Source organism: Amycolatopsis sp. NBRC 101858 (genome assembly GCF_030269325.1).
GTDB lineage: Bacteria > Actinomycetota > Actinomycetes > Mycobacteriales > Pseudonocardiaceae > Amycolatopsis > Amycolatopsis ponsaeliensis.
The window spans coordinates 1,775,104-1,794,150 of sequence record NZ_BSTD01000001.1; the positions used below are offsets into that span (position 1 = coordinate 1,775,104).

Sequence of the window (19,047 nt, forward strand, 5' to 3'; positions counted from 1 at the left end):
CTACTTCAACGCTCCTGCCAGCGCTTCGACTTCCCCGGTCATCCAGCCAATGTAGTCCGTCACACCCTGCGGCAGCGTCTCGGTCACGTCGACGACGCCGATCCCGGCGGCCTTCGCCTGCGCCACGACGTCCTGGGTGAGCGGGGTGACCGTCTGCGCGTTGTTGATCAGCGCCTTGACCTGCTTGGTGGCGATGAGCTGCTTGTACTCGTTGACGGCGCCGGCCGGGACGTCCGTGTCGTTCTCGACCGCGTCCGAGAACGCCTTCGGCGTCGCGTCCGTCAGCTTCGCGCTCTCGAGCAGGTAGTGCGCGACCGGCTCGGTGACGACGACCTTGGTGCCCGGGTGCGCGGCGCCCAGCTCGCCGAGCTGCTTCTCCAGCGCGCCGACCTTCGTCTTGAACGCCGTCGCGTTGTCGGTGAACGCCTGCTTCGACGCGGGCTGGAGCTCCCCGAGCTGCGCCGCGACCTGGTCGGCGACCTTGTCGACGCCCGGCAGGTCGTACCAGACGTGCTCGTTCTCGTCGCCGGTCGCGGCGATGTCGTAGGCGACGAGCTTCTTCGCGTCGCCGGCCTGGGCGGTGAGCTTGTCGAAGAACTCGTCGTAGCCACCGCCGTTGGACAGCAGCAGTTTCGCGTCCTTCGCCGCCAGCGCGTCATCAGCCGTCGTCTCGTAGGAATGCGGGTCGGCCGACGGGTCGTGGATGATCGACTTGACCTCGACCTTGTCGCCGCCGACGGCGTTCACGACGCTGCCCCAGACGTCCGTCGAAGCCACGACCTTGATCTTGTCGGACCCGCCGGACTGCCCGCCGCCGTCGGAGCCGGAGGTTCCGCCGGAGCACGCGGCCAGGGCGAGCACGGACAGGGCCGAAGCGGCGGCGAGCACGCTCCTGGTGTGGCGGGGACTCATCTGAGGACTCCTGGGTCGGACACTGAACTGCTAATGGAAACCGTTGTCAGATTCACCTTACCCCATCCGGATGACTTCCTGGCCATCCGATCGTGTTTTGGTGTATGCGTCTTCACGCATGCGGATCGAGACATCGACCACCCGGGGTGTCTCTTCATGAATTCGATCTGAACCGTTACGGTTTGCTGATGGGACGTCCTATTCGCACCCGGAGGCAGGCGACGCTGGCGTCGCTCGCGGCGGAGCTCGGTGTGTCCAGGACCACGGTGTCCAACGCCTACAACCGGCCGGACCAGCTGTCCCCCGAACTGCGCCGCCGCGTCCTCGAGACCGCCCGGCGCCTCGGCTACCCCGGGCCCGACCCGGTCGCCCGTTCCCTGCGCACCCGCAAGGCGGGCGCGGTCGGGCTGTTGCTCACCGAGAACCTCTCCTACGCCTTCCGCGACCCCGCCGCCGTCGGTGTCCTCGAAGGACTGGCCCTGGCCTGCGAAGACGCCGGTGTCGGCCTGCACCTGGTACCGGCCAGCCCGGGCCGCGAGGACGTCGCCGCGGTGCACCGCGCGGGCGTCGACGGCTTCGTCGTCTACTCCGTGCCGGACGACGACCCGCACCTGGCCGCCGTACTGGAACGCCCGGTGCCGACCGTGATCATCGACCAGCCGAGCATCGAGGGCATCGACCGCGTCGGCCCGGACGACGCGGCGGCGGTCGGCAAGATCGCCGAGCACCTGGTTTCGCTGGGCCACCGGCAGGTCGGCGTCATCTGCATGCGGCTCGCCCGCGAGCGCAACGACGACTTCGTGTCCCCGGCCCGCCAGAGCGGCGCGCACTTCCACGTCCAGCGCACCCGGCTCGAAGCGCTCGCCGTGGCGTTCTCCGCGGCCGGCGTCGACTGGGCCGGCGTCCCGGTGATCGAGCGCTTCGACCACACGGTGGACGACGGCGCGTCCGCCGCCCGCCAGCTCCTGGACGCGTACCCGCAGATCACGGCCGTGATCTGCACCTCGGACATCCTCGCGCTCGGCGCCATGGCCGAGGCCGAGCGGCGCGGGCTGCGGGTGCCGCAGGACCTGACCGTCACCGGCTTCGACGGCATCGCCGAGGCCGAGCGGATCGGGCTCACCACGGTCCACCAGCCGGTGCTGGAGAAGGGCAAGATGGCGGGCCGGCTGCTGCTCGGCTCGGCCGAGCGGAGCGCGCCGAAGGTGATCACCCTGCCGACCGAGCTGCGTGTCGGGCGGACGTCGGCACCCCCTAGAACGGTCGAGGAGCCCTGGTTCGGGGGCTGACCCGTGACATAGCTCGTAGTGCATTGCCCGAAGGGGTCTTCACCAGGTCAAATGGAGTGGCACGCCCGCGCCGCGGGGCCACTGGCCGGAAGGTGACCGATGACCTCGATCGACGTTCTGCTCAAGCGCAACCAGGAGCTCGGCGAAGTGACGCCCGGCGACCGCTCGTCGCCGAAGCCGTCACTGCAGGTGGCCATCCTGACCTGCATGGACGCCCGCATCCGGGTGTTCGAGCTCTTCGGCCTGCTGCAGGGCGAGTCGCACGTCCTGCGCAACGCGGGCGGGGTGGTGACCGACGACATGATCCGCTCGCTGGCCCTTTCGCAGCGCAAGCTGGGCACGCGCGAGGTGCTGATCGTCCAGCACACGGAGTGCGGCCTTTCGATGGTCACCGAAGACGACTTCAAGGACGAGCTCGAGAGCGACACCGGCCTGCGGCCGACGTGGGCGGTCGAGGCGTTCCGCAACGTCGAGAACAGCGTCCGGACCTCGGTGGAGCGCGTGCGCCGCAGCGACTTCCTGCCGCACACGGAGAACGTCCGGGGCTTCGTCTACGACGTCAAGACCGGGAAGCTCACCGAGGTCGAGTAGGCCTTGCGCGTCCTGTTCGCCGCCCTCGCGTCGGCGGGTCACACCCATCCGATGGTCCCGCTCGCGATCGCGGCGCGCGAGGCCGGGCACGAAGTGCACTTCGCGGCCGGTGAGCACGTCCACGCGCCGCTGGGCCGGCTCGGGCTGAACCCGTTCCGGCCGGCGGACTCGTTCTACGAGATCTACGCCGAAGACCTCGAACCGGACCTGGCCCGGCTGCGGCCGGACCTCGTCGTGCACGGCTGGGGCGTCCCGGAGGTGGCCGTCGCCGCGCGGCGCGCCGGGATCCCCGCCCTCTGGCACGGGTTCGGCCGGTTGTTCCCCGCCGGGATCGGGCTCGAGCGCCCGGACGGCGGGACGCACCTGGACATCTGCCCGCCGTCCCTGCAGGACGCGGGCTTCCTGGCGACCGCCGACCGGATCGTCCTGCGCCCGGTGCCCTTCGCCGAGCCGGGCGACTTCCGCCGCCCCCTGGTCTACCTGACGCTCGGCACCGCTTTCGGTACGCCGGAGGTGCTCAAGACGGCGATCGAGGGACTGGCCGCGCTCGGCCCGCACGTCGTGGTCGCCACCGGCGGGGTGGCCCTCGGGCCGCAGCCGGCCCACGTGACGGCCCGGGCTTGGGTACCCCAGGCGGCGGCGATCGCGCGGGCGGACCTCGTCGTGCACCACGGCGGCAGCGGAACCACCCTCGGCGCGCTCGCCGCCGGCGTCCCGCAGCTGGTCCTGCCGCAGGGTGCGGACCAGTTCGCGAACGCCGAAGCGCTCGTCGGCGCAGGTGCCGGCCTGCGTCTCCTTCCCGACGAGCTGACCGCGGACGCCGTCACCGAGCAGGCCCGGAAGTCCTCGTCCTGCCGCGACGCGGCCCGCGCGATCGCGGCGGAGATCGCCGCGATGCCGTCGCCGGACGAGGTCGCCCGCGAGCTGCCGAAGTTCGCGAAGTAGCCTCCCCGCGTGGCTGTGGACGCTGACGTACTGCTCGACTGGTTCTCCGCGCACGGCCGGGACCTGCCCTGGCGTGAGCCCGACTGCTCGGCTTGGGGCGTGCTCGTCAGCGAGATCATGCTGCAGCAGACACCGGTCGCGCGGGTGCAGCCGATCTGGCACGAATGGATGGCCCGGTGGCCGGTTCCCTCGGCGCTGGCCGCGTCGAGCCAGGGCGAGGTCGTGCGGGCCTGGGGCAAGCTCGGCTACCCGCGGCGCGCGCTGCGGCTCCACGAAGCCGCCGGGGTGATCGCACGCGAGCACGGCGACGTCGTTCCGTCCGATGTGGACACTCTGCTCGCACTGCCCGGGATCGGCGCCTACACCGCTCGCGCCGTCGCCGCGTTCGCCTACGGGCGGCGCGCACCCGTCGTCGACACCAACGTGCGGCGCGTCGTCGCGCGGGCCGTGCACGGGGCCGGGGACGCCGGGCCCGCGTCGAACACCCGGGACATGAACGACGTCGAGGCCCTGTTGCCGGCCGAGGACGCGCCCGCCGCGAAGTTCTCCGCCGCGATCATGGAACTCGGCGCGCTGATCTGCACCGCACGCAGCCCGCGTTGCGCGGACTGCCCGGTCTACGACGAGTGCGCGTGGCAGCTCGCCGGGAAGCCCGAGTACGCCGGCCCGGCCAAGCCCGTGCAGAAGTTCGCCGGCACCGACCGGCAGGTCCGCGGCCTGCTGCTGGACGTCCTGCGCGGGTCCGAGGGCCCGGTCGAGAAGGCCCGCCTGGATCTGGTCTGGCACGACGGCGGCCAGCGCGACCGCTGCCTGGACTCCCTGCTCGCCGACGGCCTGCTCGAACAGACCAGCGGCGGCCTCTTCGCACTGCCGGGCGAACACTAACGCGCTACGACCAAAGTTGGTCAATAGTTGTCATCGGCGCGGTGCGGAGCTACCTTTTCCGCATGGTCCACGTAGACCGCCGGACCCTGCTCAAGGCGGGGATGACCGCGACCGCGGCCGGCACACTGGGGATGACGACCACGGGTACGGCCTCGGCGGCCGTGCCGACACCGACGATCCACCCCACCTCCGAGTGGGGCGCACGGGCCGCCACCGGCCCGATCGTCGTGGAGAACCACAAACCGACCTACATCGTCGTGCACCACGCGGTCGACCCGCCGATGAACAACGACTTCTCGCTGGCGCGCGCGTTCTACGTCGCGAAGTTCATCCAAGACCTGCACATGGACAAGAACGGCTGGATCGACAGCGGCCAGCAGTTCACGAACAGCCGCGGCGGGTTCGTCACCGAAGGCAGGCACCGCAGCCTGGAGATCCTGCGCGGCGGCACGCAGCACGTGCAGGGCGCGAACGTCGGCAACCACAACAGCGAGGTCATCGGCATCGAGAACGAGGGCCTGTACAGCACGGTCGACGTGCCGCAGGCGCTGTGGGACTCGCTGGTGAACCTGGTCGCCTACATCGCGCACCAGTACGGCATCGCGCCCGAGTTCATCAAGGGCCACCGCGACTTCAACACGACCGAGTGCCCCGGCACAGTGCTCTACAACCGGCTGCCGGAGCTGCGGACGGCGGTGGGCCGCGTCCTCGGCGTCTCGGTGGCGCGGTCGGAAGCCGAATGGCCGCTGCTGAAGCCGGGCGACACGGGCCGTCAGGTGCAACAGGCGCAGCGGTTCCTGCGCGCGTCCGGGTTCGGCGTGCCGACCGACGGCGTCTTCGGAAAGTCCACAAAGGACGCCGTGGCCGCTTTGGCCGTTCAGGCCGGGCTGCCGCGCGACACGTGCACCGCGGCGAAGGTGGCGGACGAGACCGGCTTCCTCGGCGCGGACGTCTGGCCGCTGATCGTCCCGGCCGACCGCTCCACGGCGGCCTGGCGAGCGGAGCTGGCTCGGGCCTGAAGGGTCGACACGCGTGATCCAACGGTCGACACGCGTGATTGGGGCGACGACACGGCGGCTCAACGGCGCGCTCGGCGTGTCGTCCCTCTGATCACGCGTGTCGACTCCGCAATCACGCGTGTCGACCTTTTCAGCACGCGAGCACCTGGCTGAGGAACGCCTCCACCGCGCCCCGGTAGGTCTCCGGGGCTTCGTCGTGGGGCAGGTGGGCCGAGCCCGGGACCACCAGGTGCTTCGCGCCGTCGACCCGGGACGCGACGAGTGCCTGCTGGCCGGGCGGCATCGCCGTGTGCTCGCCCTCGACCAGCAGCAGCGGGCAGCGGATCTTCTCGACCACGGACCAGTAATCGACGCGGCCCCATTCGGCGGCGATGACGTACAGGTCCGCCAGGTCGGCGACCAGGTGAAACCCGTCCGCACGCTCTTCGACGCAGTCGGCGAAGTACTCGCCCGCGTCGCCGAAGAACTCGCGGACGTGGTCCAGGGACGCGAACGGCACCGGCCAGCTCTCGAAGTACCCGTGCCACGTCTCGACGGTCCGGCCGCGCTGGTCCGGCGCGAAGTCCTCGGACACGACCGCGCGCACCAGCTCCGGGTACGTCGCGGCGGTCGCCCACGCGTGCAGGCCGCCCATCGAGTGCCCGATGAGCACGGCCGGGCCGGCGTCCAGGGTCCGCAGCGCGTCGGCGACGTCTTCGGCGAACCGCTCGGTCGTCCACGGGCCGACGCGCGGCGCGGTGCCGTGGCCGCGGGCGTCGAGGCCGTACACCGCGCCGTAGGGCCGAAGCCACTCCGCGACGCGCCGCCACGTCCGCGCGCGGCCCATCAGTCCGTGGAGCAGAACGATCGGCACGCCGGTGCCGCCGAAACAGAGCACGCGGCCACCTAACCACAAAACCGCTGGTGCGGAACGTGACCGAACGATCGCTGTGGATGACCTAGGCTGGGCCGTATGCGCCGCCGACTCGCTGCCCTCGCCGTCTGCGCCGCGGTGATCGTCGCCGCGGCCTGCGGTGGTGACGCCGTCACGGCGCCCCTCCCGCCTCCTCCGATACACCCGGTGGCGGGGGCGGCGGGCGCCGGTGATCCGTATTACCCGGACGACGGCAACGGCGGTTACGACGCACTGGACTACCACGTCGACGCGACCTACGACCCGCCGAGCGGCCACCTCGACGGCGACACGACGGTCACGGCGCGGGCCACCCAGGACCTCGGCCGGTTCGACCTCGACCTGCGCGGGCTCGACGTCCACAGCGTCGAGGTCGACGGGCAGCCGGCCCGCTTCACCCGCGAGAAGGCGTTCGAGCTCGTCATCACGCCGGCGGCGCCGATCCGCGCCGGGACGACGTTCCGCACCCGCGTCCGCTACGGCGGCGACCCGGCGAAGACGCCGCACGACGGCGGCAGCGAGAACGGCTGGCAGCACTCGGCCGACGGCGGCGCGTACATGGTCGGCGAGCCGCACTCGGCGGCGTTCTGGTACCCCGTGAATGAGACCCCGCGCGACAAGGCGTCCTTCACGCTCACCGCGCACGTCCCGGCCGGCTGGACGGTGATCTCGAACGGCCGGGAGGGCCCGCCGGGGACGTGGACCGAGCCGAACCCGGTGGCGAGCTACCTGACGACGATCGCGATCGGCAAGTTCAGTGTCGACAGGTCGACGTTGCCCGACGGCACCCCGGTCGTGAACGCGTACGCGCCCGGCACCGAGGACCGCCGCGCGATCGGCGACCGCCTGCCGGAGGTGCTCGGCTTCCTGAGCGGCAAGTTCGGGCCGTACCCGCAGTCGGCGGCGGGCGGGATCTTCCTGAACGAGGACGTCCACTTCTCATTGGAGACGCAGACCCGGCCGACGTACGCGAAGTGGGCCGACCTGCCGACGCTGGTGCACGAGAACGCCCACGAGTGGTTCGGCGACTCGGTGTCGCTGCGGAACTGGTCGGACATCTGCCTGAACGAGTGCTTCGCGTCGTACGCGCAGTGGCTGTGGGCCGAGCGCGAGGGCCAGAGCCTCGACGACCGCTACCGCGCGGCGATCGAGATCACCCGCGGCAGCACGGACTTCTGGGCGCAGAAGCTGGTCGGCATGGGCCAGGGCCACGAGTTCGAGGGCGTGTACAACAAGGGAATCCTGGCGCTGCACGCGTTGCGCCGCCAGATCGGCGACCCGGCGTTCAACCGGCTGCTGCACGACTGGCCGGCCCGTTACCGCCACGGCAACGCTTCGTGGGCCGACTTCGAGAAGATGGCTTCGCAGGTCAGCGGGCAGAACTTGAAGGCTTTCTTCGACGAGTGGTTCCGGGGGACGAAGCTCCCGGCGGACGCGGACCTCTTCCCGGGCTCACTGCGCAGCTGAGCTGTTCGATTCGACGTACAGAGCGTCCCCGTCGTGTAGGCGCACCTCCGGGTTGCTGCTTTGCGGCTCCCGCGACGACAGCAGCTGCAAGCCTGCCTCTGCAAGAACAAGGACCACCGGGTGACAGCCGCACGGCACCTTCAGCGAAGACATCTGACAACCCGGACGCGGCCAGGGCTTCGGTGGCGCGAGCCCGCAGCGCAGCGGCTGCACTCCGATCGACGGCGAATGCCGCCTGGGCGATGGCGTCAGCCAGGATTCCTGCGGCCTCGATCGCAGAGGCAACGCGGAATGAATAAGGCCCGAAAGCCACTTCGTCCGTGGTCGGGTCGTAAGCGAAACGCGAATACTTACTCGCGATCTCCCTCCGGGACACTCCCGCGTTGAACTCCAGCTTCTGCGGCCCAGCACCTTTACCCCGAGTCCAGTCGTCGAAGTGAACGAGACCGTTTCGCATGTACTGCAGGTCAGGAAGCACTTCGTCGAACTGCTCGCGGGCGCGAACTGAATCCCACCCGGTAGTCGTCTTCGCCGTGGATTCGGAGGCCGACCAGCACGGCAGACCTGTACCACCACTGCGGCTTCCGAAACCGCAATGGCGTAAGGGTTGTCCGCAGGTGACCAGGTGCTGTCCACGCTCGACATCACGACAGTGTCGCCAGGAACCTCCGATCACGCCAGGCGATTCCCGGGCTCACTGCGCAGCTGAACTGCCCAGCAACGACCGCGTCAAGGCGCTGCGCGCGTCTTGCATTTCCCGCAGCGCCGTCGTCAGCTCCTCGTCGCCCACCGCGACGTCCTCGTCCGGGCGGGAAGCCAGCGCGAGCAGCGACGCCCGCCGCAGCAGCTCCTTCGCGAACGATGCCGTCACCCCTTCCGTCGCCGCCACTACCGGGCCCAGGTCCGCTGTCAGCTTCACCCCCCGCGCGTACAGCCGGAGCAGCGCCTCGCGGCCGGCCGCGTCCGGTAGCGGGATCTCCACCGCCAGGTCGACCCGGCCCGGGCGGTCGGCCAGTGCCTTCTCCAGCTCGCTCGCGCGGTTGGTGGTCAGCAGGAACGTCACGTCGGCGTCGCCGCCCACGCCGTCCATCGCGTCGAGCAGGGTGAACAGCAGCGGCTGGACCATCGGCCCGTAGCTGCGGTCCTGCGCGATCAGGTCGACGTCCTCCAGCACGACCACGCTCGGCTGCAGCCGCCGCGCCAGCTCCGCGGCCTTGCCGATGAACTTATCGCCGTGCCGGTCAGGATGATCACCGTCGTGTCCGGCAGGCGGCCCATCAGGTAGCGGACCGTGTGCGTCTTGCCCGTGCCGGGCAGGCCGTGCAGCAGCAGCCCGCGCTTGAGGTGCTGCCCCGCGGCCAGCAGCCGCTCGCCGTGTTCGGCGATGCCGACCGTGTGCCGCTCGATCGCGTCGAGCACGCCGTCCGGCAGCACGACCTCCTCGCCGGTCAGCGCCGGCCGCGGGAGGAACGTGAGCAGCTCGTTGCCGCGGTGCTCGCTGGTGCCGAAGGCCACCACCTGCCCGCGCAGGAGGTCGTGCTCGGCCATCAGCCGTTCGACGCGGTCGCGCACCTCGGTGGCGGTCACCCGCGACGTCGCGAGGACCTCCAGCCGGCACTGCTCGAGCCCCCACTGCACGTTCGAACCGCGGATGGCGAGCAGCACCGGCTCACCGCCCGGGGCGCTCGTGCCGACGAGCCCGAGCTGCACCGCCTCGGTCGCCTGGTCCGGGCCGATCGCCGTCGTGGCGAAGTCCACCGCGCCGAGCTCGTACGTGCCCCGCATCCGCGCGGTCACGAGCATCCCGATCAGGTCCTCGTGGCTGCGCTGGCCGCCGGCGATCCCGAACCAGTCCACGAGCGTGCCGTGCTCGGCCAGGTAGGCGTCGACCCCGCGCTGGATGTTCGCGTGTTCCCACATCGGCCAGGAGCGGGTCACGACCACGACCTCCGGCAGCTGCGCCCCCAGGTGGCCGGTCACGCGCTCGATGAGTTCACTGGGCCTGCCGTCGCCGACCTCGTCGGCGGTGGCGCGCACGATCCGGGCGATATCGGTGGCGAGGTCGCGCTCGATGCTCCCCATGGCTTCCACAGTGGCACGGATCACACCGCGCAGCCAACTAGTCTGGAGGCCATGAGTGTCGTGAAGATCAACGCGATCGAGGTCCCCGAAGGCGCCGGCCCCGAACTGGAGAAGCGGTTCGCCGCGCGGATGCACTCCGTCGACCAGCAGCCCGGGTTCCTCGGGTTCGAGCTGCTGCGCCCGGTTTCCGGCGAGACGCGCTACTTCGTCTACACGAAGTGGGAGACCGAGGAGGCCTACCAGGCGTGGGCGAAGGGCGGCCCGGCCGCGGCGGCGCACTCGGGCGAGCGCGCCAAGCCCGTGTCCACCGGGGCGAACCTGCTGGAGTTCGAGGTCGTCCTCGGTTCGCAGCCGGGTGAGTGACGCTCTCGACCGAGCCTCGGAGCTCCTCGACGGCGCCGGCGCGCTCCTGATCTGCGCCGGCGCCGGCATGGGCGTCGACTCCGGGCTGCCGGATTTCCGCGGCGGCGAAGGGTTCTGGCGCGCGTACCCGCCGTACGCCCGGCTCGGGCTGCGGTTCGAGGAGCTGGCCGACCCGCGGCACTTCGCCGACGACCCCGAGCTGGCCTGGGGTTTCTACGGGCACCGGCTCGCGCTCTACCGGAAGACCGTGCCGCACGACGGTTTCCGGATCCTGCTCGAGCTGGGCGCCCGCCTGCCCGGCGGCACCGGCGTGTTCACGTCCAATGTGGACGGCCAGTTCCAGGCGGCGGGCTTCGGGCTCGTCTCCGAGGTGCACGGCTCGATCCACCACCTGCAGTGCCTGGCCGGGTGTTCGCCGGTCATCTGGCGTGCCGACGACGTCGACGTTCCGATCGACCCGGAAACGATGCGCGCGGTGCCGCCGCTGCCGTCGTGCCCCCGCTGCGGTGGCTTGGCGCGCCCCAACATCCTGATGTTCGGCGACGACGCGTGGGTCCCGGACCGCGGCCAGGCCCAGCTCCACGAGCTGACGGCGTGGCGCCGCACGGCACGCGACCTCGTGGTGGTGGAGCTGGGTGCGGGCCAGGCGATCCCGACGGTCCGCCGGTACGCGGAACTGGCGAGTGCGGCGAGTGGTGCGCTGATCCGGATCAACCCCCGCGAACCGCAGATCCGCCACAACCGCGGCGTCTCCATCGCGGCCGGCGCGCTCGAGACGCTGACCGCGTTGCGGCCCTAAGGCAAGCGGACTTCGGCGAACACCGCCCGGTGGTCGCTGCCCGCGACGTCGAACACGCGGTAGTCCTGGACCGCCGCGCGGTTGTCGACCACCACGTGGTCGATCGTCACCACCGGGGACGATGACGGCCACGTCGGCGTCAGCCCCGAGCCGTGCTCCTCCGCCGCGTCGTTGTAGCCGCGGGACAGCACCGTGCGGAACGCCGCGTGGTCGAGCGTCGCGTTGAAGTCGCCCGCCAGGATGCGGAGGCCGTGCTCGCCCGCCGCGCGGGAGAGGTCCTTGATCTCGCGCTCCCACTGCGGGGTGTCGACGTCCGGGGAGATCGGGTGGACGGCGACGATCTCGGCCACCACGCCGTCGCCGAGGTCGGCCTGCGCGCCCGGCTGCTTGGCCGCCGAATCACCCGTCAGGTTGACCTCCTTCAGCGGGAAGCGCGACACGATCCCCGAGCCGAACGCGCCCGGCGCCGGGTGCAGCACCCGGTACGGCAACGTCTCGAACAGCCCGGCCGCGGTCAGGCCGTCGACCACGCGCGGGGTCATCTCGACCAGGTTCAGCACGTCGATCCGCTGCGAACGCACCAGGTCGACGACGGCCTTCGGGTCCGCCTGGCCGTAGAGCAGGTTCGACGCGAGCACGCGCAGTGTCTTGCCGTGCACCTCGCGTTGGTCGCTCGCCGCCAGCCGCGGCAGCACCAGGACGGCCAGCACGATCGCCAGCACCAGCGCGGTCCCGCCGACCCACCAGCGCCGCAGCGCCAGCGCGAGCCCGCCGAGCAGCACGCCCGCGGCCGCCACGTACGGCGTCAGCGCCAGCGCGACGAGGGTGTACCAGTCGCCGTCGTAGCCGATCAGGCGCAGCGCGACCAGGGCCGCCAGCAGCACCAGCGGCACCACTAGCAGGGCCGTGACCAGCGGATACTTCCGCCGGACGCGCGTCTCTTCCGCAACGGTCATGTGCCGAGTATGCCGATGAGCCCGCCGCCCGGCCCGGGCACCGACAAGTCCTCCACAAGATCTCCACCAGCGCCTGCCAGCCGCTGCCAGCGCGCTGTGCGCGGCTTACCAGCGCCGCCGTCCACAGTTGCTCCCAGACAGCGACAGTGAAGGAGGAACGCCCATGTCGCACGCGATCCAGGCCGAGGGCCTGGTCAAACACTTCGGGGACACCAAGGCGCTCGACGGGGTGGACCTCGAGGTCCCGTTCGGGCAGGTCGTGGGGGTGCTCGGGCCGAACGGCGCGGGCAAGACGACCGCCGTCCGCATCCTGGCGACGCTGATGAAACCGGACGCCGGGAGAGCCACCGTCGGGGGCTTCGACGTCGTCAAGGACCCGGTGCGGGTCCGCAGCCTGATCGGGCTGACCGGGCAGTACGCGTCGGTCGACGAGGACCTCAACGGCATCGAGAACCTCGTCCTCATCGGCCGGCTGTACGGCCACTCCCGCGCCCGGTCGAAGGCCCGCGCCGCCGAGCTGATCGACCGGTTCGAGCTGACCAAGGCGGCCAAGCGGCCGGTCCGGACGTACTCCGGCGGCATGCGGCGGCGGATCGACCTGGCCGCCAGCCTCGTCGGCGGGCCCGAGGTGCTCTACCTCGACGAGCCGACCACCGGGCTCGACCCGCACGCCCGCAACGAGGTCTGGGACGTCGTCCGCACGCTCGTCGCCGACGGCGCGACGGTGCTGCTGACCACGCAGTACCTGGAAGAGGCCGACCAGCTGGCCGACAAGATCACCGTGTTCGACCACGGCCGCGTCGTCGCCGACGGCCGCGCCGACGAGCTGAAGCGCCGCGTCGGCGGGCAGACGCTGCAGGTCCGGCCGACCCAGCTGTCCGACATGGACGCCGTCAACCGGATCCTCGGTGACCTCACCGGCGTGCACCCGACCCGCGACAACGCGACCGGGCTGCTCACCGCGCCGGTCAGCGACCCGGTGCTGCTGTCCACTTTGGTCCGCAAGCTGGACGAAGCCGGGATCACCGCGGACGAGCTGGCGCTGCGGCTGCCCAGCCTCGACGAGGTGTTCCTCGCCCTGACCGGGCACCCGGCCGAAGAATCCACCGAAGACACCACCCGCGACCTCGAAGGGAGCCTGGCATGACGACGCTGGCGCTCGACCGCCCGGCCCCGCCGCGGCACATCAGCCCCGCCAAGGGTTTCCAGCACGCGCTTTCGCTGGCCTGGCGCGGCATCCTGAAGATCCGCAAGAACCCGGAGCAGCTGGCCGACGTCACGCTGATGCCGATCATCTTCCTGGTGATGTTCGTGTACCTGTTCGGTGGCGCGCTGTCCGGGTCGACCGACGCCTACCTGCAGATGGTCGTGCCCGGCATCATCGTGATGAACATCCTGCAGGCCTGCCTCACGGTCGGCACGAACCTCAACACCGACATCACCAAGGGCGTGTTCGACCGGTTCCGCAGCATGCCGATCGCCCGGTCGGCACCGCTGATCGGCGCGGTGCTCGCCGACGTCGTGCGCTACTTCGTCTGCCTGACCGTGCTGATGGTCGTCGCGACGATCATGGGCTACCGGATCGCGACCAGCCCCGGCGAGTTCATCGTGGCGATCCTGCTCGCGGTGGCGTTCGGGCTCTGCTTCTGCTGGGGCTCGGTGTTCGTCGGCATGATCATGAAGTCGCCGGGCGCGGCGACGGCACTGATGTTCGTCTTCATCATGCCGCTGACCTTCGGCAGCAACGTGTTCGTCAGCACGAGCACCATGCCGGGCTGGCTGAAGGCGTGGGCGGACATCAGCCCGGTGAGCCTGATGGCGAACGCGCTGCGCGGCCTGATGAACGGCGGCGCCGTCGCCGGTCCGCTGGCCGGGGCGCTCACCTGGATGGCAGGCGCGGTGATCGTGTTCTTCCCGCTGGCCACCTGGGCCTACCGCCGGCGGGTCTGAAAGGCGCCGACGCACGGGGGTGAGTCGCGCCAGGGGGAGCTGAAGGGGACGTCCGAACGGGCGTCCCCTTCAGCCTATCGCGGCGTAGACCTCGGCGATGACGTCCTCTTTGGACATCGCGCGCACCGTCGCGACCAGTTCTTCGTACCGCGCGTCGGAAAGCTCCGCGCGCAGCCGGGTGATCAGCTCGCGCACCTCCGGGCTGCCGAGGTCGAACCGGCCGCGGATCCGGGCCGACGTACCCAGTACGCGTGCCGCTTCCTCCGGCCGGCCCTGCTGGCCGCGGACCATCGCCAGCAGTTCCACGGCGCTGGCGAGATCCGGCATGTCCCCGCGGTCGCGGGTCGCGAGGATGGCCTTGACCACGTGCGCCTCCGCCTCCTCGGGCCGGTGCTCGGCCAGCGCGAGCCGCCCTTCGAACGCGCTGATCCACTCCACGCCCATGCCTTCGGGGAACGCGACCTCCCACGTCAGCGACTGGAGCCCGGCGAGCGCCGCGCGCGCGTCGGCCGGCCGCCCGTCACGCAGGCACAGCTCGATCCGGCCGAACAGCAGGATCGCCCGCAGCTGCGGGTTCTCGAACCCCTGCCCGTAGCGCTCGGCGGCCTCCTGGTCGCGCCAGGCCCCCGCCATGTCCCCGAGGCGGGCGCGTTCGACGGCCAGGCGCCACCAGTGCTGGACGATGTCCTCGTGCGAGCGCAGCTCCATCGACAGCGCCAGGCCCTGCTGGTAGACCTCGATCGCGCTCTCGCCGTCGCCGGCCTGGGACAGCGCGTTCGCCTTGAAGCTCAACGTCATCGCCGTGCCCCAGCGGTCGCCGACCTCGACGAAGCCCGCGTGCGCCAGGTCCCGGGCCCGGTCCGCGCCCTCGATGTCCCCCGTGTCGTCGAGCAGGAAGCTCTCGACCCAGTAGCCGCCCGAGCGGGTCCAGACGTCGTCGTCGGCCTGCGCGCGGTGCACTTCGCGCATCGCCAGCTCGTGGTCGCCGCCGAGGAACGCCAGCATCGGCAGCGCCACCGACAGCCCCGGGTACTTGCCCACCGCGCCGGTGCGGACGCACTCGTCGACCAGCTCCCGGACGCCGTCGAGCGGCAACCGGGACGGCACCTGGTGGAACAGCCGCGAAATCGCGCGGTAGGCGGCCAGGACGTCCGGCGGCAGCCGGTCGCCGAACGCGAGCACCGAGTCGATGAACTCCTCGGCCCGCTCCCCCTGCCCGAGGATCGTGTAGTACCAGAACATCCCGTTGAGCAGCCGCACCGACGTGTCCACATCGGACATCTCGATCGCCACGCGCAGGGCGCCGGTCAGGTTGGCCGATTCGGTCTCGTAGGCGTCGATCGCGGCCAGCTGCGCGCCGGTGCGCAGCAGCGGTTCCGAGCGTTCGGCCAGGTCGACGTAGTAGCCGGCCATCACCTGCTGGAACGCGTCCCGCTCGCCGGACTCGGCGAGCCGTTCGCCGGCGTAGGCCCGCAGGGTCTCCAGCATCCGGTACCGCGGTTCGCCGTCGCGGTTCACGGTGTCCACTATGGACTTCTCGACGAGCGTGCCGAGCACGTACGGGACGTCGGCGGCGGGCAGCAGCCCGTCCGCGCAGACGTGCTCGACGGCACTCATCGGCACGCTGCTGGGGAACACCGCGAGGCGCCGCGCGAGCACCAGCTCCGGCTCGGTGAGCAGGTCCCAGCTCCATTCGACGACCGCGCGCAGGGTGCGCTGCCGCGGCAGCGCGGTGCGGCTGCCCGAGGTCAGCAGCCGGAACCGGTCGTCGAGCCGGGCGGCGATCTGGGCCGTCGTCATCGACCGCAGGCGGGCCGCGGCCAGCTCGAGGGCGAGCGGCATCCCGTCGAGCCGGCGGCAGATCTGGCCGACGTCGTCCACAGTGGACTCGTCGAGCACGAAGTCCGGCCGGACCGCGCTCGCCCGGTCGAGGAACAAGCGCGTCGAGTCCAGCTCGGCGGCTTCGGCGGGCGCCGCGCGTTCGGCGGGCACGGGCAGCGGCCCGAGCGGGCAGAGCGCTTCGCCGGTGATGGCCAGCGGCTCCCGGCTGGTCGCGAGGATCCGCAGCCCGGGCACGCGGCTCAGCAGCTCGTCGGCCAGCGCCGCGGCCGCGTCGATGACGTGCTCGCAGTTGTCCAGCACCAGCAGCGCTTCGCCGCCGGCCAGCACCTCGACGGCGTGCCAGAGCAGGTCCGGCCGCCGCCGCACCTCGGCGTCGGCACCACGGATGTCGCGCACCTCCAGCGCGCCTACCACCGCGCCGACGACGTCGCCGGAGTCGCGGACGCCGGCCAGCGGCACGAACCACACCCGGCCGCGCGCGTGCGCCGGGTGCCGCGACGCCGCTTCGGTGGCCAGCCGCGTCTTGCCCGCCCCGCCCGGGCCGGCCAGGGTGACCAGCCGGGCGCCGCCGAGCAGCTCGGCCAGCAGCTTGAGCTCGTCGTCGCGGCCGATGAAGGTGGTCAGCCGGGTCGGCAGCCGGTCGGTGACCGGCGACGGTGGCGCGAACTCGCCGCGCAGCGCGGCGAGGTGGATCTCCTGCAGCTCGGCCGACGGGTCGACGCCGAGCTGGTCGGCCAGCGTGCGGCGGATCCCGGTGTAGACGGCCAAGGCTTCCGACTGCCGCCCTGCCGCGCAGAGCGCCCGGATCCGCAGCCCGGCCAGCCGCTCGCGCAACGGGTCGGCGTCGGCCGCGGCGGCCAGGTCGGGGAGGACGTCGGCGTGCTCACCCAGCCGGATCAGCGCGTCGAAGCGGTCTTCGGCCGCCTCCGCGCGCAGGTCGGCGAGGCGGCGGGCGGGTGCGGGCGCGAACGGCGCGTCGAGGACGTCGGCGAGGGCCCCGCCCTGCCACAGCCCGAGCGCCTCGGCCAGCAGTTCGGCCGCGTGGGCGTCCCGGCCCGCGGCGAGCTCGCGGCGGCCGTCGGCGGCGAGCCGTTCGAAGCGCTCGGCGTCGACGTCTTCGCGGGCCACGGCGAGCCGGTAGCCACCAGGACTCGACTCGACGGCCACCGGCAGTGCCTTGCGCAGCCGCGAGACCAGCGACTGCAGGGCGTTGGCGGCGTCGGCGGGCGGTTCGGCACCCCAGAGGCCGTCCACGAGCGCGTCGGCCGGGACGGCGCGCCCGGCGTCCAGCGCGAGCCTGGCGAGGAGCATGCGGAGGCGGGCTCCGCCGATGTCGATCGGCGTGCCTTCGTCATCGGTCGCCCGCAGCGGGCCCAGCAGCGCGACGCGCATGTGTCCAGCTTTCCAGACCTCACCTGAGGGCCGGGGGCGGATGCCCGGAGCGGCACCGACGGAAGTGGTGATTATCCGGACAAATGCGACGTACGACCGCCCTGCGGCACGTTCGTGGCGATACGTTGCGGTTCTTGGTCCACCCCAGACGGACAGGAGCGTTCATGAGGGGCAAGAAACCGGTCGTGCTGGCCGCCGCGCTGCTCACCGGCCTCTGCTTGAGCAGTGGGGTCGCGGCCGCCGGCAACGACTGGGGCGGCGCGAAGCCGGGCAGCGACGGCGCCGGCGACAGCTACTACCCGCAGGACGGCAACGGCGGCTACGACATCGCCGACTACAACCTCAAGGTGAGCTACGACCCCGCGTCGCACCAGCTCAAGGGCGCTCAGGACATCTCCGCGCGGGCCACGCAGTCGCTCAGCTCGTTCAACCTCGACCTGCGCGGCCTGACCGTCGACGCGGTCAAGGTCGACGGCCGCGGCGCGAAGTTCAGCCGGACCGGCGACCACGAGCTGGTCATCACGCCGGCGCGGTCGCTGCGGCGCGGCGAGCACTTCGAGGTCAAGATCGACTACCACGGCGTGCCCGAGCCGATCGACGACCCGGTGCTCGGCAACAACGGCTGGCAGTACGCCCAGGCGGGCGGCGCGTTCGTCGCCGGCGAGCCGAGGTCGGCCGCCACCTGGTACCCGGTCAACGACACCCCGCTCGACAAGGCCACGTTCCACCTCGCGATCACCGTGCCCGACGAGTGGGGTGTGATCGCCAACGGCCGCGAGAAGCCGTCCTTCAAGGCGCCGGGCGGCACCACGCACGTCTGGGCCGAAGAGACGCCGATCGTGCCGTACATGACGACGGTCGCGATCGACAAGTGGACCTTCGACAGGCAGAAGCGCAAGGACGGCACGCCGATCGTCAGCGCGTTCGCCCCGGGCGTCCCGGACTCGACGAAGCAGGCCGAGGCGAAACTGCCGGAGATCCTCGACTTCCTCGAGTCGAAGTTCGGCAAGTACCCGATCGACGCGGCGGGCGGCATCTTCCTCAACGAGCAGATCGGCTTCTCGCTGGAGACGATGAGCCGGCCGATCTACTCCGCGGGCTGGGCCGGCACGGTGCCGACGATCGTCCACGAGAACGCCCACCAGTGGTACGGCGACTCGGTGGCGGTCGAGCACTGGAAGGACGTCTGCCTCAACGAGTGCTTCGCGTCGTACGCGACGTGGCTCTGGGACGAGGCGAAGGAGGGCGTCGACCTGAACAAGCAGTACGCGGACGACGTCAAGAAGGCGTCGGCGAACTTCTGGAACGGCAAGCTGTACGACATGGGCCCCGGCAAGGAGTTCACGTCCGTGTACTCCAAGGGCCCGATGATGCTGCACGCGCTGCGCAACTACGTCGGGCAGGCCGCGTTCGACCGGGTCATCAAGACCTGGCCGTCGCTGCACCGGGACGGGAACGCGAGCATGCAGGAGTTCCAGCAGTACACCGAGAAGGTCGCGCACAAGAACCTCCAGGGGTTCTTCGACGCGTGGGTGTACGGCGCCGGCAAGCCCGCCGACCAGTACCTCTTCCCGGGCGGCCTGAAGCCCGCCGCCTGAGTTTCGTCCTTCGTGAAGGCCACCCTGCGGTCGTAGGGTGGCCTTCACGGCGTTTTCGGGAGGGT

17 protein-coding genes are annotated in these 19,047 nt (G+C 71.3%); 11 read left to right on the plus strand and 6 right to left on the minus strand.

Annotation, left to right across the window (positions count from 1 at the left end; all coding sequences use genetic code 11):
* On the minus strand, positions 1 to 912 hold the full coding sequence (locus QSK39_RS08520; RefSeq protein ID WP_285477075.1) for a metal ABC transporter solute-binding protein, Zn/Mn family: 912 nt from the start codon (positions 910 to 912) through the stop codon (positions 1 to 3).
* 188 nt (positions 913 to 1,100) lie between these two features.
* Here QSK39_RS08520 and QSK39_RS08525 point away from each other — a divergent pair, with 188 nt between their 5' ends.
* The 5 genes from QSK39_RS08525 to QSK39_RS08545 all read left to right on the plus strand — a co-directional run bounded on the left by QSK39_RS08525 (position 1,101) and on the right by QSK39_RS08545 (position 5,641).
* On the plus strand, positions 1,101 to 2,201 hold the full coding sequence (locus QSK39_RS08525; RefSeq protein ID WP_285477076.1) for a LacI family DNA-binding transcriptional regulator: 1,101 nt from the start codon (positions 1,101 to 1,103) through the stop codon (positions 2,199 to 2,201).
* 99 nt (positions 2,202 to 2,300) lie between these two features.
* The gene (locus QSK39_RS08530; RefSeq protein ID WP_285477077.1) at positions 2,301 to 2,792 is read left to right on the plus strand and encodes a beta-class carbonic anhydrase; all 492 of its coding nucleotides are present in this window, start codon (positions 2,301 to 2,303) and stop codon (positions 2,790 to 2,792) included.
* A gap of 3 nt (positions 2,793 to 2,795) precedes the next feature.
* On the plus strand, positions 2,796 to 3,737 hold the full coding sequence (locus QSK39_RS08535) for a glycosyltransferase (protein WP_285477078.1): 942 nt from the start codon (positions 2,796 to 2,798) through the stop codon (positions 3,735 to 3,737).
* A gap of 9 nt (positions 3,738 to 3,746) precedes the next feature.
* Positions 3,747 to 4,622 carry an iron-sulfur binding domain-containing protein gene (locus QSK39_RS08540; RefSeq protein WP_285477079.1) on the plus strand — a complete coding sequence of 292 codons (876 nt, stop codon included), beginning with the start codon at positions 3,747 to 3,749 and terminating at the stop codon, positions 4,620 to 4,622.
* A 62-nt stretch (positions 4,623 to 4,684) separates the two neighbouring features.
* Positions 4,685 to 5,641, plus strand: coding sequence for a peptidoglycan recognition protein family protein (locus QSK39_RS08545; RefSeq protein ID WP_285477080.1), 957 nt, complete (start codon positions 4,685 to 4,687; stop codon positions 5,639 to 5,641).
* A gap of 130 nt (positions 5,642 to 5,771) precedes the next feature.
* Here the strand turns inward: QSK39_RS08545 and QSK39_RS08550 are convergent, their stop codons facing one another.
* Positions 5,772 to 6,518 carry an alpha/beta fold hydrolase gene (locus QSK39_RS08550; protein ID WP_285477081.1) on the minus strand — a complete coding sequence of 249 codons (747 nt, stop codon included), beginning with the start codon at positions 6,516 to 6,518 and terminating at the stop codon, positions 5,772 to 5,774.
* Between the two features lie 75 nt (positions 6,519 to 6,593).
* Here QSK39_RS08550 and QSK39_RS08555 point away from each other — a divergent pair, with 75 nt between their 5' ends.
* Positions 6,594 to 8,000: a M1 family metallopeptidase gene (locus QSK39_RS08555; protein WP_285477082.1), complete on the plus strand. Its 1,407-nt coding sequence runs from the start codon at positions 6,594 to 6,596 to the stop codon at positions 7,998 to 8,000.
* A gap of 694 nt (positions 8,001 to 8,694) precedes the next feature.
* Here the strand turns inward: QSK39_RS08555 and QSK39_RS08560 are convergent.
* Together QSK39_RS08560 and QSK39_RS08565 are read right to left on the minus strand one after the other, a co-directional pair.
* Positions 8,695 to 9,180: an AAA family ATPase gene (locus tag QSK39_RS08560; protein WP_285477083.1), complete on the minus strand. Its 486-nt coding sequence runs from the start codon at positions 9,178 to 9,180 to the stop codon at positions 8,695 to 8,697.
* A complete protein-coding gene (locus QSK39_RS08565; protein WP_285477084.1) occupies positions 9,153 to 10,082 on the minus strand; it encodes an ATP-binding protein in 930 nt (309 codons plus the stop codon). Before QSK39_RS08565 ends, QSK39_RS08560 begins: the two co-directional genes overlap by 28 nt.
* Positions 10,083 to 10,133: 51 nt before the next feature.
* On the opposite strand from QSK39_RS08565, the gene QSK39_RS08570 reads away from it, so the two are divergent.
* Entirely contained in the window at positions 10,134 to 10,445 is a 312-nt protein-coding gene (locus QSK39_RS08570; RefSeq protein WP_285477085.1) for an antibiotic biosynthesis monooxygenase family protein, read from the plus strand.
* On the plus strand, positions 10,438 to 11,244 hold the full coding sequence (locus QSK39_RS08575; RefSeq protein WP_285477086.1) for an SIR2 family NAD-dependent protein deacylase: 807 nt from the start codon (positions 10,438 to 10,440) through the stop codon (positions 11,242 to 11,244). The genes QSK39_RS08570 and QSK39_RS08575 overlap by 8 nt, the downstream gene beginning before the upstream one ends.
* On the opposite strand, the gene QSK39_RS08580 is transcribed toward QSK39_RS08575, so the two are convergent.
* Positions 11,241 to 12,200 carry an endonuclease/exonuclease/phosphatase family protein gene (locus tag QSK39_RS08580; RefSeq protein ID WP_285477087.1) on the minus strand — a complete coding sequence of 320 codons (960 nt, stop codon included), beginning with the start codon at positions 12,198 to 12,200 and terminating at the stop codon, positions 11,241 to 11,243. The two genes, QSK39_RS08575 and QSK39_RS08580, sit on opposite strands and share 4 nt — an antisense overlap.
* Positions 12,201 to 12,363: 163 nt before the next feature.
* Here QSK39_RS08580 and QSK39_RS08585 point away from each other — a divergent pair, with 163 nt between their 5' ends.
* Together QSK39_RS08585 and QSK39_RS08590 are read left to right on the plus strand one after the other, a co-directional pair.
* The gene (locus QSK39_RS08585; protein WP_285477088.1) at positions 12,364 to 13,347 is read left to right on the plus strand and encodes an ATP-binding cassette domain-containing protein; all 984 of its coding nucleotides are present in this window, start codon (positions 12,364 to 12,366) and stop codon (positions 13,345 to 13,347) included.
* Positions 13,344 to 14,150 carry an ABC transporter permease gene (locus QSK39_RS08590; protein ID WP_285477089.1) on the plus strand — a complete coding sequence of 269 codons (807 nt, stop codon included), beginning with the start codon at positions 13,344 to 13,346 and terminating at the stop codon, positions 14,148 to 14,150. Before QSK39_RS08585 ends, QSK39_RS08590 begins: the two co-directional genes overlap by 4 nt.
* 69 nt (positions 14,151 to 14,219) lie before the next feature.
* On the opposite strand, the gene QSK39_RS08595 is transcribed toward QSK39_RS08590, so the two are convergent.
* Positions 14,220 to 17,384: an AfsR/SARP family transcriptional regulator gene (locus tag QSK39_RS08595; protein WP_285477090.1), complete on the minus strand. Its 3,165-nt coding sequence runs from the start codon at positions 17,382 to 17,384 to the stop codon at positions 14,220 to 14,222.
* Positions 17,385 to 17,548: 164 nt separating this feature from the next.
* Between QSK39_RS08595 and QSK39_RS08600 the strand changes: the two genes are divergently transcribed.
* On the plus strand, positions 17,549 to 18,982 hold the full coding sequence (locus QSK39_RS08600; protein ID WP_285477091.1) for a M1 family metallopeptidase: 1,434 nt from the start codon (positions 17,549 to 17,551) through the stop codon (positions 18,980 to 18,982).
* Positions 18,983 to 19,047 lie beyond the last annotated feature (65 nt).